Genomic DNA, 14,952 nt, shown 5'->3' with positions numbered 1-14,952 from the left:
TGAGATGATGCAGATAATGTGGAGGTCAGGGAGAGCGATGAAAGAGAATTTCAATTATGGCCTGGGCTATCTTAGGGCCTTGCTTTGCTTCATGGTGGTGTATCTTCATTTTGGACATGATATGCGGGAACCGCTGCATTTCATCGGCATGTGTGCAGTGCCCTGCTTCATCATGATGTCCTTTTTCTTTACGTCAGGCAGGGTCCTTGAGGCAGATATGAGGTCCCAGGCCCGCAGGCTGCTGCGCTTTGTCTATCCGCTGCTGGCCTGGGGGATAATCTCTGTCCTGCTTTGCCTGGCCGCAGGAGACAAACTCACGGCCAGGGCAGTGCTGGAGCAGCTTCTGCTGGGGATGCCCCATCAGGATTTCATACTTGCCAACCATAATTTCCTGGATTTTCCCCTGTGGTTTGAGGGCAGCATGATATATACCAGCCTCCTGCTCATGGCAGGGGCCCACTGTTTCAGGAAGCTGTTTCCCGGCCTGAGCCATCTATGTTGGCTGGTACCGGTCATGGCTGCAGCGCTCATCTGCCAGTATGCGAGCTTTGTTCCCTGGGATGAGATGACCAGCAAATATCATTATGTGCTGCTGACCTTGTTTTTCTGCCTGCCCTATGCAGGCATAGGGCTCCTGCTCGCCAGGCATAAGCTGCTGGAACGCCTGGTGCCCTTGCGCTGGAAGGCTGTCCTCATCAGCGCAGCAGGGGCGGCCGCCCTGGCCGCCTGGCATGCAGGTCAGCCCTCATATATGTTCTATTATGGCGGGCTGAGGCTGATGGTCGAATCCCTGCTCATCTTCACCATCTTTTACCTGAGCTCCCTGAAGCTGGGGGGGATCTTGGGGCAAGCCATGATGCTGATGTCGGAGTATTCCATGGGCATCTATTGCGTGCATTGGCTGGTAGGTTCAAGGCTCATGGAGCTTTTTCCCGAGCTAGGCCAGCATTTGGATGGGCTGGGGCTCTGTGCCCTGATATATGCCATCAGCCTGGCAATCGTGCTTGCTATTGGCTCCATCAAGAGTCCCTATGCGGGCAGGCTGGTCCGATGATGCAGCCGCCTCAGGCCCCCGCCGGCACACATTGCGCAGGCGGGGGCTTTATGTTATCATGGGGGAAGTCATTGATCGTGGATTGCTTTAAGGTGGGCTGGTAAGATTGGCTTTTGTGACGGATTATCTGGAAAAGGCGGCTGTGAGGCTGCCTGGCAAGGTTGCTATCGTGGACGAAGTGCGTCAGATGACGTATGGGCAGCTTCTGCAGGATGCAAGGCGCATCGGCGGCGTGCTGGCTTCCCGTGTCGGGGAAAAGCTCCCCGTGGCCCTCTGGCTGGGCAGGGAAGGACGCAGCATTGCAGCTTCCCAGGGGGTGGCCATGGCAGGGCTGGCCTATGTGCCGCTGGACATCTCCATGCCCAGGAAAAGGCTGAGGAAGATCTTTGCTCTCCTGCAGCCGGATTTCATCATTGCGGACCAGGCAAACAGTGAGGCAGCGAAGGGCTTTGCCGCTTCGCTTGAGAAGGTCCCAGAGGTGCTCATCTATGAAGAGATGACAGCAGGGGAACTGCCCGAGGCAGGGAGAGCTGCCTTGGGGCGGGCCATGGCACAGCGCAGCGCAGATGACGCACTCTCCATCATCTTCACCTCTGGCTCCACCGGCACCCCCAAAGGGGTGGTGTCCTCCCACCGCATGCTTGCGGCTTATACGGACTGGCAGGTGGAGGCCCTGGGCATGGATGAGCAGATGGTGCGGGCCAGCCAGTCACCCCTTTATTTTGCCATCGGCGCCTACAGCGATGTCTATGCCACCTTGGCGGCAGGCGGCACCCTGCACCTGTTGCCTGCCAGCGCCTTCATGTTCCCCAGGGACCTGATGAAAAGGCTGGCAGGACTGGGGATAAACACTATCTTCTGGGTGCCTTCCCTGTTCCGCCAGATAGCGGAGATGGGGGGGCTGGCAGGCGAGCTGCCCCCCTTGGAGACGGCTTACTTCTGCGGGGAGCCCATGCCCATGGGGGCACTGGCTGCCTGGCGTCAGGCCTTCCCAAAATGTTCCTTTTCCAACCATTACGGCTCCACCGAGCTGGCCATTGCCGCCTGGTACCCCATTGGCGCTGGCGAGGAACTTGACTACCTGCCCATCGGCCAGCCCTGCCGCGGCAAGAATGAGATCAGGCTGCTGGACGAGCAGGGCAGTGAGGTTCCCACAGGCGAAGTGGGAGAGATGGTGGTCTTCGGCCCCGTGGCCTCTGAGTATTTCGGGGATGAGGAGCGCACCCGTGAAGCCTTTGGTGTGGATGCAGAGGGAAAGAGATATTTCCATACAGGTGACCTGGCCCGCCGTGATGAGGCGGGGGTGCTCACCTATGTCTCCCGCAGTGATGCCCAGGTGAAGCATATGGGCTACCGCATCGAGCTGGGAGAGATCGAGACGGCGGCTGATGCTGTGGAGGGGCTTTCGGCCTCTGTCTGCCTCTTTGACAAGGAAAAGGATACCCTGGTGCTGTTCTATGTGGCAGCAGAGACCCTGACGGAAAAGGCGCTGCTGTCCGAACTGACGGACAGCCTGCCTCGCTATATGTGGCCGGCCAGGCTGGAGAGGCTTTCCGCCATGCCCCAGAAGCAGGGGGGCAAGATTGACCGGCAGGCACTGAAAGAAATGCTTTGATGAGGAGAAGGCAAATGAAACTTTTAGAGATACTTCAGGGATTGCATCCCCAGTTCGATTATGAGAAAAGCGAGGATTTCTTTGCTGATGGCCTGATCGATTCCTTCGACCTGACCCGGCTGATTGCCGCGCTGGAAGAGGAGTTCGCTATCTCCATCGGTGGTGAGGAGCTCTCCGCAGAGAACTTCAAGAATCTGGCGGCCCTGCAGGCCCTGCTCTCCCGCCATGGTATCAAGCAGGATTCTTGACGCAGGCATGTGCTGTAGGGTAGAATAGCAGTGATATAGAGCTGAAATGGGGGAGGTTTTTCCATGGGCTATGCAGCCATCAGGGCTGTGGCAGGCCATTTGCCGCCGCAGGTAGAAAAAAATGATATGTCCACCCGGGCTGCCCAGGCCCTGGGCATCGAGGAGCGCCATGTGGCCGAACCGGGACAGGCAGCATCAGACCTGGCGGTGCTGGCGGCAGAGCAGCTTTTTAGCCGCTATCCTGAGGCCAGAGAGGGCATAGATTTCGTGCTCCTCTGCACCCAGCAGCCGGACTATCCCCTGCCCTCCACGGCCTGCATCGTGGCCGAGAAGCTGGGCCTGCCAAAGCAGGTGGGAGCCCTTGACTACAATCTGGGCTGCTCCGGTTATGTATACGGACTGGCCCTGGCCAAGGGCCTGGTTGAGGCGGGGCTTTCAAGGAAGCTCCTGCTGCTCACTTCCTCCCTTTACAATGGCAGCATCAGTTCCGAAGACAATGCCACGGCGCCCGTCTTTGGGGATGGTTCTTCTGCCACTCTGATAGAGGCGGTGGAGAGCGAAAAGCCCCTGCTGGATGCCTTTGTCTTTGGCACCGACGGGAGAGGGGCCGGGTCGATCATCCAGGAAGTGGGCGGCAGCCGCTTCCCCTTTGGCAGCACGCCTCTGGAAAAAATCCAGGATGAGCACGGCAGCCATACCAGGGCAGATATCTTCATGGATGGGCAGGAGGTCATGCTCTTTACCCTGCGCGAGGTGCCGCCCATGGTGGAAGAAGTCCTGCAGAAGGCAGGGGTTACCAGGGAGGAACTGAGCTATGCGGTGTTCCACCAGCCCAACAAGTTTATGCTGGACTACGTGCAGAGGAAGTGCAAGCTGCAGAAGGTGCCCTTCTTCAGTGATGTGCGCAGCACGGGCAATACCGTCTCTGCTTCCATCCCCCTGGGCCTCACGAGCATTATAGAGAAAAATGAGGGAGAGCTCTCCCATGTGCTTTTGGCAGGATTTGGCGTGGGCCTTTCCTGGGCCGGGTGCATGGCAGACCTGTCCATGCTTTACAGATAAGATTAGGAGTGTATGAAATGGCTGACAGCAAAGAAGCCCTGTTTATGGAAAAGATGTCCAAGATTTTGAACGGCGAGGAATTCACCATGGAATCCGAGCTCAACTTCCTGGAGAACTGGGACTCCCTGGCCAGCGTGGATTTCCTGGGCCTGGCAGACGAGGACTTCGGCAAGGAGCTTGACCCTATGGACGTGCGCATGGCAAGCACCATTGGCGACCTCTATGAGCTGCTTGTCAAGGAAGACTGAAGTCTAGGAGCGGCTCATGCTTTTCAATTCTTACAGCTTTATCTTTGCCTTCCTGCCTGTGACCCTTGTGGTGTATTTCCTGCTGGGGCGCTTCAGGGAAGGAAAATTTTCCAATGGGTGGCTGGCCCTGGCCAGCCTCTTTTTTTACGGCTATTGGGATATACGCTTCCTGCCGCTGCTGGTGGGCAGCATCCTGGTGAATTATATCCTGGGCGGCAGGATAGCCAAAGCCCGGGCATCAGGAGGCAAAAAGGCCGGGCGGGGATATTTTGCCGCAGGGATGGTTTTCAACCTGGGGCTTTTATGCTGGTTCAAGTATATGGACTTCCTCATTGGCAGCATAGACAGGTTCATGGGGCTTGACCTTCCCTTGCTGCACATCATGCTGCCTTTGGGTATATCCTTCTTCTCCATCACCCAGCTGGTGTACCTCATCGGCATCTATTTCTACAATGAGGGCAAAGGAGAGAGGGATTTTGTAGACTATGCCCTGTTCGTTTCCTTCTTCCCTCATCTGCTGGCGGGGCCTATACTCTACCACAAGCCCATGATGAAGCAGCTGCGGGACAGCCGTCTCAAAAGTCCCCAGGCGGAGAATTTTGCCCGGGGCATAGCGCTCTTTTCCATCGGCCTGTTCAAAAAAGTTATCATTGCCGACCCCTTCATCGCGCCGGTGGCGGCTGGCTTTGGCAATGCGGCAGGTCTTTCGGCCCTGGATGCCTGGGTGCTGGCGGCGGCCTATGCCCTGCAGCTTTTCTTTGACTTCTCCGGTTACAGCGACATGGCAGTGGGGGCGGCCCGCATGCTGAACATCGACATACCTGTGAACTTCCGTGCCCCCTTCCGGGCCGCCAGCCTCAGTGAATTCTGGAGCAGGTGGCACATGTCCCTGACCATGACCATCATGTCCTATATCTATACCCCCATGATCAGGATGCGCAAGAAGCTGACTCTCGCTTGGGGGATCTTCTCCACCATGGTCACCATGACCATTATCGGCATCTGGCATGGCTCAGGTGGCACCTTCGTGCTCTTTGGGCTTCTGCAGGGAGTGGGCCTCAGCCTCAATCAGGTGTGGAAGCATTACCACCTGCCCTTTCCCAAGGTGCTGGGGCATATCCTGACCCTGGCCTTCGTGGCCTTTTCCTGCGTGCTCTTCAGGGCGGATAACCTGGGGCAGGCCTTTCAGGTCTACAAGGCCATGCTCGGCAGGGGCGGCGGCACCTCCCATCTTGTGGACTGGGGGCCCGACCAGCTCATCATAGTCTGGGGAGGTGCGCCCTTCACTTATCTGCCCGCTGACCTGTGGGTGCCGGTGCTGGCGGTGCTCCTCATCATCTATTGCCCTGAGTCAAACGAGCTGGTAAAGAAATATTTCCGTCCCAACCTACGCTGGGCCCTGGCCCTGGCTGTCATGTTCGTCTACTCGGTGCTGCATTTCACCCAGGTGACGGCATTTCTGTATTTCCAGTTCTGAGGCTCGAGATTTTTAGTTGCTACAGTGGCAGAACCTGGTGTAAAATAGAAATTGAATTCTTCCGAGCATCGTCATGTGCTCACCATAAAAGCACCCCGGGGAGTTGCGGCTCTTCATAGTGGGTGCTTTTGTCTTTTGCATTTTTATAAAGGGGAAGTTATATATGCCTGAACGGAAAGATTGTCTGCTCTCCCTGGCGCTTATCATGCGGGATGCAGCAGATGAGATAGAGACCTGCCTGGCAAGCTGTGCCGGGGCGGTGGATGAGATGGTGATTGCAGATACCGGCAGCAAAGACGGCTCGGTGGCAGTGGTGCGCCGCTTCCTGGAGAAGTGGCAGCAGGAGCAGCCCGGCCGCCATGGGGAGCTTATGGAGATCGAGTGGCAGGACGACTTTGCTGCCGCCCGGAACCAGGTGCTCTCCCGCTGCCGGGGGGAGTATGTGCTTACCCTGGACAGCGATGAATACCTGACAGAGGACACCAGGCAGAACTTGCGGCCACTGGCAGAGTCCCTTTCCCGGGGGCAGTGGCCCGAGGGCATAAAGCCCGTGGAGTTGCCGGACAGGCCTGTTTTTTCAGTTGGTGAGACCTTTGACTTGCTGGAAGTGCAGCGGGATAATGTGGAGCAGGATGGCTCCCTGGTGACCAGGGAGAAGCATGACCTGTCGGTGCGGCTTTGCCGCCGTCAGGCAGGGCTTATTTACCGGGGGGAAGTACATGAGCGGCTGGCCTTCACTGATGGCACCCCCACCAGGATTGCTGTGGCGGAGCCGGATCTTTTGCGGATTATCCATACGGGCTACCGTACCGGGGTGAGGGAGCAGAAGCTGGAGCGGAACCTTCAGATTCTGCTGAGGGAAGAGGCCCAGGGAGGCAGCACCAATCTGAAGTATTACTACATGGCAGATACCTACCATGAAAGGAAGGAATGGCAAAAGGCCCTTGAGGCAGCCGAGCTCTGTGTGAAGGATGGACACCGTCCCGTCCATGACAAGGATGCCCCCTACCGCATCATGTACGAAGCGGCCCGGGAACTGGAAAAGGCAGCCCGTCTGCAGGCAGGCCTGAGCACCGCAGAGGGCGGGCCGCTGCCGGAAGAAAAGCCGGAGGAGCCGGAAGCCCTGCAGGAGGCCCGTCGCCTCTGGCAGTACGGGGAAAATATCCTGAGGGCGGCCCTCAGGGAGTTCCCAGACCATCCGGGGGCTTATTACTATCTGGGGCTGCGTCGCCGGAACCGGGGGGACAAGGAAGGCAGCTGGCGGGCCCTGCGGGCGGCTGAGGAACTGGCTGAGGCTTTCCCGGCAAAGTACCCGGAGGAAGATTTCATATTCTGTGAGCATTTGCAGGATTTGCAGGAAATCCTGGCGGAGGCCAGACAGGGCAGGTGGTTGTTTTACATAGCTAGGAGTGACAGCCTAGGGGGCAGATATCTCAAGCGGCAGCTGGAGCTTGACTGGGAGGATTGGCTGCCATGGGAGGAAAAGGACTCCTCGAAGGAGGAGACGGAAGTGCAGCGCCCACGGGGCCTGCTGCTGCCCTTTCTGGAAATAGAGCCAGGAAACCTGCGGCAGTTCCTGCCCAAGGTGGCCCTGGCCCTGCAGCAGGCCAGAGGCTTCACCCGGACGGTGCTCATGCTCAGGGAGCCATTGCCTGAGGTGCTGGCCCTGCTCTCGCGCCATCAGCAGCAGGGCCTCCTCTGTGCGGCAGTGTGCGCCAGGCCCGGGGAACTATTCGGCGGGGAGAAGGCAGGGGAACTGGCTGGCCTCGCAGATGAGTTGCTGGACCTGATGGAAGAGAGGCTCAGCTCATCTTCTCCTCGCAAGCGCCTGCTCCTGCCCTATCGTCAGGAGGAAAAGCTCTCCCTGCTCTTCGCCGGAGACCTGGCAGGGGCAGCTATCTTCGCCCTGTGCCATGATGGTGGCCTGGAGCCTCTGGTGGTGGCTGGAAGCGAGGTAACATATGGCCAGCTGGCCACCCAGGCCGCAGAGTCCGCCGGCTTCGGCGGGAGGCTGCAGTACGGCAAGTCACGCCTGCCCAAAAGAGCACCACTGCCCGGTGGCCTGCGCCTGATGCAGGGCAGCCTGCTGGGGTTGCAGGAGGCTTTGCGCTTTATGATTCGGCAGAGAAAAGAGCTTGATTCCTGAAGCTTTTGCCTATGGCAATGCCCGGATTATTGAGTTACAATACAGGTAAGGATAAGTTTTCTGTGGGAGGAGAGTCGCAGGCATAGCTGCCTGATTGAAAGGTGCAGATAGGGGGGTCCGTCTGTTTGATTGAACGTGATTGAAAATATGGCTATGTCGATTAGAAAAATCTTGACCGACTGCTGATTTATAATCTATAATTAAAGCAAGAGGTAAGACGGAGGAGCGAGAGCGCTTTCCGTTCTCTCAAAGATTTATCGCATCACAACCTCCGCCCCCTGCAGTGTATCGCCCGCTGCAGGGGATTTTCGTGTGTGTAGAACAAGGGCGTTTTTCATTTCTAATGAAAATTTAATGCAATTCTAATTTAATTTTCAGCGGCAACTATACGATATATACTGCAGGGAGGCGGGGGAGGCGTTTCCTGAAGGGCGGGGGATAGTTGTCGAATTCGGATTTATTATTGCAATTTCTCTAGTCCTATGTTAAAATGACCGTGTTAAGCCTCTATACCTATAAGAATATGGGATAGGGGGATAAGGCGATAGCGGCGCGGTCAATCTTGGTCGGCCGCTGGATTATTATTTTTTTAGGGAGGTTGTATCTATGGCAACTAGTAGTGTAGCAGAGTATGTGGGCAAAGAGCTTACGGGTGGTAAAGTAAATGACGACGGCAAAACAGTGCAGGTTTCTCTTGGCTCCAGTGCATCAGGCAAGCTTGATGACACCAGCGTTGCAAGAGATTGGGTCATCACTGGTATTTCCAATGCGAATGTCAGCTTGATTGCTACTGGCTCTGGTAATGATGAACTTAACTTTAGTAGCTCTATTGGTGGCGCAGAAGTCAATGTCGGTTCTGGTAAGGACTCCGTGATTATCGGCGGCGACTTTGTCAACACCAGCCTTGTTGGTGGCGAGGGTGACAAGACGATCGTCATCAAGAAAGATCTCGATCCTTCTTACATTTCCCTCAGCGGCTCCAGCGTTGCTGGCTCCGGCAATGACAGCATCAGCGTTGGCGGTTCTGTCCTCGACAGCACGATTGATGCTGGCGCTGGCCGTGACAGCATCTACATTGGTGTTGATTCTAAGAACAGCATCATCCGTAGTGGCGCAGACAATGATATTGTTACCATTGGCGGTGCTGTTTCCGCTTCCACTATTGATCTTGGTGCAGGCAGAGATAGCCTGAACATTGTTGGCGCTGTCCAGGATAGCACCATCGATGCTGGCGACGGCTTCGATGCTGTTACCATTGGTGGCGCAAGCAACTCCAAGGTCAGCCTCGGCGCTGGCAATGACAGCTTGGCAGTTTCTGCTGCTATCAGCGACACCAGCATTTATGGCGGCGACGGCAACGATGTAGTCAGCCTCAGCGGTGCAACCTACTCCACGGTTGACCTCGGTGCTGGCAATGATGTCGTTTCTCTGACTGGTGGTGCTTATGCTGATGTTGACATCGCTCTCGGCGCAGGCAAGGATACCATCAATACTGCTGCAGGTACCGGCAAGGTCAGCATTACTGATTATGACGTGCTTAATGATGTAGTTGTTGGTACTCCTGCAGGCTACACTGCAACCGGTGATGTTACTTTTGGTGCTGGTGCTACAGTTAATGTCAGCAAGACTGGCGAGTTCTATGCTGTACAGACTTCTGGTGCAGGCTATGTTGCTTGGGGTGATGAGGATGGTTCCACCATCAACCTCACCGATTGGAACAAGGTTGCTACCGTTGACGGTACTATCAATGCTGATGCAGCTGATCTCATCATCGGTGGTAAGAAGGTTGATGCCATCGCTCTCGGTGCTAACGACTCCGTCTATGGCGGCGCAGGCAACGATGTTATCGCCAATGCTGCTAACGCTACTCAGGAATACGTTGGCCTCGCAAGCGCTGGCGGCAGGGACACTGTGACCACCTTCCAGGATATTACTGCTGCTGTGGACAAGGATGAGGCTGATGTTCTCTACCTCTTCGAGAACAACATCTCCAGCCTGAAGTTGGAAGCAGGTACTACTGGTGTCGTTGCTAAGATTGGTAGTGCTTCCGTAGAACTCGGTACTGTTGGTAATGCAGACAGGATTAACGTGAAGGACAACAGCGGCACCACCTATGAGGTTGAGTACGTTGATGGTCTTGACAGCGTAACCAGCGCTACCGATGAGCTGGCTGACTTCTACTATGCAAAGGGCACTGCTGCTCAGCTGGACTTCAGCTCTGTCAGCGATACTCTGGTGGTAGACCTTGGCAACAGGGGCCTCAATGTGAACGGTACTGACCTGACCAACACGGATGGCGCCTTCTACTATGGTGACTTCGCTTCCGTCACTGGTGCTGCAGACAACACCGTGCTCCTGGGTGCAGCTGATGCCAAGGAGACCCTGACTGCAGGCGCTGGCGACACCACCCTGTGGGGCGGCGGCAAGAAGGCTGACGTTCTCCAGCATGGTGCAGGTACCACCAACACCGTAACCTTCTACTTCGGTGATGGCGATGGTGCTGATACCATTACTTCCAGCAACTGGGCTGCCAGCGACACCTCCGATGTCCTCTGGCTCGGCACCAGCAGCGTGAAGAGCGTGAAGAACGACGGTGCCAACACTACCATCTCCCTGAGCGATGGCAGCAAGGCTACTCTGTCTGGCTTCTCCGCTACCGATACTGCTATCAAGGTTTCCTTCGATGGCAATACCACCATGCAGGCTAAGGTTGGCAAGAGCGGCGCATCCAACACCTGGACTTACGATGAGAACGTGACTGCTTACCTCGGCGGCAGCAAGAACACCCTGAACGTGGGCAGCAGCGTTGACGATGCTAACATCTGGCTCGATGGCTCTCAGGGCAAGGTATTTGACAGCGTGACCACCGTCAATGCTTCCAGCAACAGCGGTACGGTTGTTCTGGCAGGCGGCGCTGGCAATGAGACCCTCATCGCTGGTACCGGCAACTCCTCCCTGTGGGGCGGCAGCGCTGGCAACGATGTCCTCGTTGGCAACAGCACCGGCAGCACCACCTTCTACTTCGGCAATGGCAACGGCAACGATGTCATCAGCGCAAGCAACACCGATGATAAGGTTGTCCTCTACAACACTGCTCTCACCGATGTGAAGGCTGTCGATGACAGCAAGACTGGCGTCCTGAAGGTCACCCTGAACGACGGTTCCAGCCTCACTGTCAACAACACTACTTCTTCCGTCAACACCTTCCAGCTGGCCGATGGCTCCACTTGGAAGTATGATGCCTCCAAGAAGTCCTGGTCTCAGGGCTGATCGGACGGTATCCGATTGACAGCTGAATAGCTAAAACTAGCACCCCCCCGCAATGCGCATGCGGGGGGTGCTTTTTAGCTATTAAATGGCCTCTATATCACTGCAATGAGCAGGATTTGTCACCGATAACAGAGGACAAAACAGCATAACTGGATTGGACCCAAAAGAGAATCTCGTCCGAAGCGCTTGGCTTTGGGCGAGATTCTCTTTTTTAGGGAATATTTCACTTTTCGGGTTAAACTTTTCTGCTGATGGAGGAGTGTGAAAATAGAAATTGAATGCAGAAATAGAAACAAAATGTGCGTATTTTTGCGTTGATATTGACATTATGCTGGATAATTGATAATATATGGTAGTAAAAGCCTACTGTAGAGGAGGGGATGACGTGATGGATACTGTGGTTCGATTAGAAAATATTTTGATTGAGAACTTTAAAAATATCAAAAGTGGCCAGTTAAGTTTTGCAAATAATAGGAAAAAATATCAGGCTAGTGTACTTGGCTTGTATGGTCAAAATGGTTCAGGGAAAACTGCACTGATAGATGCAATCGAGCTTTTGCAACGTACTATAACAGGTCAGCCCCTGCCTGAAAAATTCGTCGACTATATTAATGTTGAAGTTGGCTTTGCTACGCTTCGTTATGATTTTTCCATTATCAAGGATACTATAAAATATGTGGCTTCATATGAGTTCAAGCTTGGTTCGGAGAAGATTGAATCATCTCAAAACGCTCTTGTAAACGATAATGAAGAGACACGTTATAAACCTGTCATAACAGGTGAAGTGTTGAGCTATGCCTACGAGGATAAAGAAAACAAAATACGCAAGAGTGCTTTGATTGATACAAATTCATCAAAGGTATTTGCTCCAGTCACAAAATATATTTGTCTGATAGGAAATGACAAGAATGTATCGATGGATCTTTTAGTTGCGAAGAAAGTAGCTTTAGGAACATCAAGATCTTTTGTTTTCTCCAAAGAGTTGCTTACAGCCATGAGAAACAATAAGGAAGAAAAAGAGACAGATGAGTATAAACGCCATATGCTTTTGATGGAAAGCCTGGTTCACTATGGTAATTTTGAACTGTTTATCATAAATACGGCAAATTCCGGCATCATAAGCATGAATATGCTGCCGATAATTTTCAAATATGCCAAGGGAACTAGCGGTGCTGTTGGCAATATTTTACTTTCCCTAGAAGAAGCCAGTCCGATTCCAGAAGAAGCTGTTGTGATGGTGGATGATGTTATTGCCAGTATGAACATCGTTCTGTCACAAATTGTGCCTGGTCTGACAATTCGTGCGGAGAAAATAGGAGAAACTATATTCCAAAATGGTAAAAGGGGAATCAGGGTACAACTGGTGTCATTAAAAAACCAGAAGGCAATCCCGCTACAGTATGAATCTGAAGGCATCAAGAAGATTATCTCTATTTTGCAACTGCTGATCGTTGTATATAATCATTCATCAATAACAGTAGCTATTGATGAATTGGATGCCGGGATATTCGAATATTTGTTAGGTGAGCTGTTGCGCATTATTTCTGAAAAGGGGAAAGGGCAGCTGATCTTCACATCTCATAATCTTCGTCCGTTGGAGACGCTGGATCGCGGGTTTATTGCCTTTACGACAACCAACCCTTTGAATAGATATATCCGTATGACTAAACTGAAAGAAAATAATAATCTAAGAGACTTTTACTTCCGGGATATTATCTTGGGTGAGCAAAGTGAGGAGGTTTATGCCACGACAAATAATGCCGAGATAGCACTTGCATTTCGCGAGGCAGGTGATTTCCGTGGCGCGTAAAAAGATTGTATTTGTAATTGTGGAAGGGCCATCGGATGAGACGGCATTGGGGGTCATTTTAAGCAGGCTTTATGATAAGAATTCAATACATATAGAGATTATGTATGGCGATATAACAACAGACTACCGTATTGAGCCTCAGGATATTGCCAAGAGCTTGGCTGATATAGTAAAAAAATATGCTATGTCTATGCATTTTGACCAGAAGGATTTTAGCCAGATCATACACTTGGTGGACATGGACGGGGCCTATGTTCCTGCTGCGTCCATCATTGAGAATTCAGATGCTGAAAAGCCGTTGTATTTTGAGAATGAATTGCAAACATCTAACCCTGAGCATATCAAGCAGAGGAATAGGCATAAGCAGGAAAAACTCAACCGTATGTGCAAGCTGAAAAAGGTCTGGGTATCTATTCCGTATCAGGCATATTATATGTCATGCAACCTGGATCATGTCCTATATGGTAAACTTAATAGCACTGATGAGGACAAAGAAAATGATGCATATGACTTTGCTAGGCGGTATAAGGACAATATAGGAGGATTTCTTTCCTTTATCTCTAATTCGGAATTTTCTGTTTCAATTGGTTATAAGGAGTCTTGGGAATTTATAAAAAAGGAAAACCACTCCTTGGAACGTCATACCAATCTTGGGTTGTGCTTTGCCAAAATACGTAAGGATTAAGCATATTAAAAAGAGAATCTCGTTCGAAGCGCTTGACTTTGGGCGAGATTCTCTTTTTTTTTAGGAATATTTCACTTTTCGAGAGATACTTTTCTGCACTTTATATGGACTTGATAGATTCTCGTGTTCCTGTGTTTTGTCTTTTCGGCAGGGGGACAGACGTGATATACTATTAGTGTTAATAGGGTATAACCCTTGGCAAAAATCAAGGAGGCAGGGCAAGTCAACATGGCAAAAATAAAAAAGGAAGAATATAGATATTTCATCAAAAACACGGGTACATCTCCTACTTATCGTCAGTATCGCATGGATTTTTTAAGCTCTTCGTTGGGGGGGTGGGACTATATAGACTATCTGGCAGTGACTATGGGGCCACGCAGCTACATGATGGAAGGTGAGCTGAAGTTCGAGCCGCCCTGCGCCTTGCTTATAGGTAAATATTGCAGCATGGCAGATGATATATTATTTATGGCCAATAATGACCATGAATACCATACAGCAGGGACATATCCTTTTTTTATGGTGGATAGCACTTTTCCTAGCAGATATAAAGGGCAGAATACTGCCAAACGGGTGAAGAGGCAGATTATCATTGGTAATGATGTGTGGATCGGTGCTCGCGCCCTGATATGCGCAGGGGTGCGCATCGGCAACGGGGCTATTGTGGCAGCTGGGGCTGTAGTGACTAAAGATGTGCCGCCTTATGCCATTGTGGGGGGCAATCCAGCCAGGGTCATCAAATACCGTTTTGGCAGGGAGACCATAGATTTCCTGCAGAAGGTGAAATGGTGGCACTGGCCGGAGGCAGAGCTGGTGAAGCACAAGGATTTCATCATGAACCCCAGCATCGAGGCTCAGGGCCTGCCTATTCCGCAGATGCAGGTAAATGAGGAAATGGGCAAAATTATTGACAGCCTTAGGGGAAATGGTCGCTTGTTTGGTGTTCTGGTGGATTCAGAGCCCTTCAGTCACAGCGGGGAACCTCTCTATGTGTCCCTGTTGGAGAGCTTCGCATCCTCCGCAGCTGAGGGGGATGTTTTGCTTCTTGCCGTGCCGCCGGAAGAAAAGTCCCAGGCAGAAAAAGCTTATGCAATTGTATCGACAAGAAAAAGACAATCGAATGTATATGTGCTTCAGATGACCGCTGCCTTCAACTACACCTTCCTAGCCAAACTGGACTATTATCTGGCAGGGCGTCACAATGCAGATTGCCTTTATGTGGATTTTGCAGAAGAAGCAGGCACAAAGGTGCTATTCGGAGTCAACCAGGGAGTTTTTGCTGAGTGCCAATAGTTCCTTTAAGAAAGAGGATTTGGAGTCAATGCCAAATCCTCTTT

At 52.7% G+C, this 14,952-nt stretch carries 11 protein-coding genes; all 11 read left to right on the top strand.

From position 1 onward, the window contains the following. Window positions 1–37: 37 nt before the first annotated feature. The 11 genes from BLW59_RS06170 to BLW59_RS06120 all read left to right on the top strand — a co-directional run bounded on the left by BLW59_RS06170 (window position 38) and on the right by BLW59_RS06120 (window position 14,908). Window positions 38–1,054, top strand: coding sequence for an acyltransferase family protein (locus BLW59_RS06170; RefSeq protein ID WP_074697028.1), 1,017 nt, complete (start codon window positions 38–40; stop codon window positions 1,052–1,054). 115 nt (window positions 1,055–1,169) lie between these two features. Next, window positions 1,170–2,669 carry an AMP-binding protein gene (locus tag BLW59_RS06165; RefSeq protein WP_318258377.1) on the top strand — a complete coding sequence of 500 codons (1,500 nt, stop codon included), beginning with the start codon at window positions 1,170–1,172 and terminating at the stop codon, window positions 2,667–2,669. Window positions 2,670–2,683: 14 nt separating this feature from the next. Next, window positions 2,684–2,917, top strand: a complete 234-nt coding sequence (locus BLW59_RS06160; protein WP_175463366.1) for an acyl carrier protein — start codon at window positions 2,684–2,686, stop codon at window positions 2,915–2,917. Window positions 2,918–2,980: 63 nt separating this feature from the next. Beyond that, on the top strand, window positions 2,981–3,979 hold the full coding sequence (locus BLW59_RS06155; protein ID WP_074697022.1) for a 3-oxoacyl-ACP synthase III family protein: 999 nt from the start codon (window positions 2,981–2,983) through the stop codon (window positions 3,977–3,979). A 17-nt stretch (window positions 3,980–3,996) separates the two neighbouring features. Next, window positions 3,997–4,227, top strand: coding sequence for a hypothetical protein (locus tag BLW59_RS06150; RefSeq protein WP_074697020.1), 231 nt, complete (start codon window positions 3,997–3,999; stop codon window positions 4,225–4,227). 16 nt (window positions 4,228–4,243) lie between these two features. Further along, a complete protein-coding gene (locus BLW59_RS06145) occupies window positions 4,244–5,704 on the top strand; it encodes an MBOAT family O-acyltransferase (protein ID WP_074697018.1) in 1,461 nt (486 codons plus the stop codon). A gap of 163 nt (window positions 5,705–5,867) precedes the next feature. Beyond that, window positions 5,868–7,850 (top strand): glycosyltransferase, encoded by a 1,983-nt coding sequence (locus tag BLW59_RS06140; protein ID WP_074697016.1) that lies wholly within the window; start codon window positions 5,868–5,870, stop codon window positions 7,848–7,850. 606 nt (window positions 7,851–8,456) lie between these two features. After that, on the top strand, window positions 8,457–11,120 hold the full coding sequence (locus BLW59_RS06135; protein ID WP_074697014.1) for a beta strand repeat-containing protein: 2,664 nt from the start codon (window positions 8,457–8,459) through the stop codon (window positions 11,118–11,120). A 388-nt stretch (window positions 11,121–11,508) separates the two neighbouring features. Then, window positions 11,509–12,930, top strand: coding sequence for an AAA family ATPase (locus BLW59_RS06130; RefSeq protein ID WP_074697012.1), 1,422 nt, complete (start codon window positions 11,509–11,511; stop codon window positions 12,928–12,930). Next, entirely contained in the window at window positions 12,920–13,615 is a 696-nt protein-coding gene (locus BLW59_RS06125) for a hypothetical protein (protein ID WP_074697082.1), read from the top strand. Before BLW59_RS06130 ends, BLW59_RS06125 begins: the two co-directional genes overlap by 11 nt. A gap of 228 nt (window positions 13,616–13,843) precedes the next feature. After that, complete coding sequence (locus BLW59_RS06120) at window positions 13,844–14,908, top strand: CatB-related O-acetyltransferase (protein ID WP_074697010.1); 1,065 nt, start codon at window positions 13,844–13,846, stop codon at window positions 14,906–14,908. The last annotated feature ends 44 nt before the right edge of the window (window positions 14,909–14,952 follow it).

Source organism: Selenomonas sp. KH1T6, from assembly GCF_900108415.1.
Taxonomy (GTDB): domain Bacteria; phylum Bacillota; class Negativicutes; order Selenomonadales; family Selenomonadaceae; genus Selenomonas_B; species Selenomonas_B ruminantium_A.
The sequence above is the reverse complement of the archived record's forward strand: the minus strand, read 5'-3'. Positions and strand labels throughout refer to the sequence as shown.

Coding starts and splice junctions, on each gene's coding strand:
- BLW59_RS06170 (WP_074697028.1), top strand. CDS start 38: ATGAAAGAGAATTTCAATTATGGCCTGGGCTATCTTAGGGCCTTGCTT.
- BLW59_RS06160 (WP_175463366.1), top strand. CDS start 2,684: ATGAAACTTTTAGAGATACTTCAGGGATTGCATCCCCAGTTCGATTAT.
- BLW59_RS06155 (WP_074697022.1), top strand. CDS start 2,981: ATGGGCTATGCAGCCATCAGGGCTGTGGCAGGCCATTTGCCGCCGCAG.
- BLW59_RS06150 (WP_074697020.1), top strand. CDS start 3,997: ATGGCTGACAGCAAAGAAGCCCTGTTTATGGAAAAGATGTCCAAGATT.
- BLW59_RS06145 (WP_074697018.1), top strand. CDS start 4,244: ATGCTTTTCAATTCTTACAGCTTTATCTTTGCCTTCCTGCCTGTGACC.
- BLW59_RS06140 (WP_074697016.1), top strand. CDS start 5,868: ATGCCTGAACGGAAAGATTGTCTGCTCTCCCTGGCGCTTATCATGCGG.
- BLW59_RS06135 (WP_074697014.1), top strand. CDS start 8,457: ATGGCAACTAGTAGTGTAGCAGAGTATGTGGGCAAAGAGCTTACGGGT.
- BLW59_RS06130 (WP_074697012.1), top strand. CDS start 11,509: ATGGATACTGTGGTTCGATTAGAAAATATTTTGATTGAGAACTTTAAA.
- BLW59_RS06120 (WP_074697010.1), top strand. CDS start 13,844: ATGGCAAAAATAAAAAAGGAAGAATATAGATATTTCATCAAAAACACG.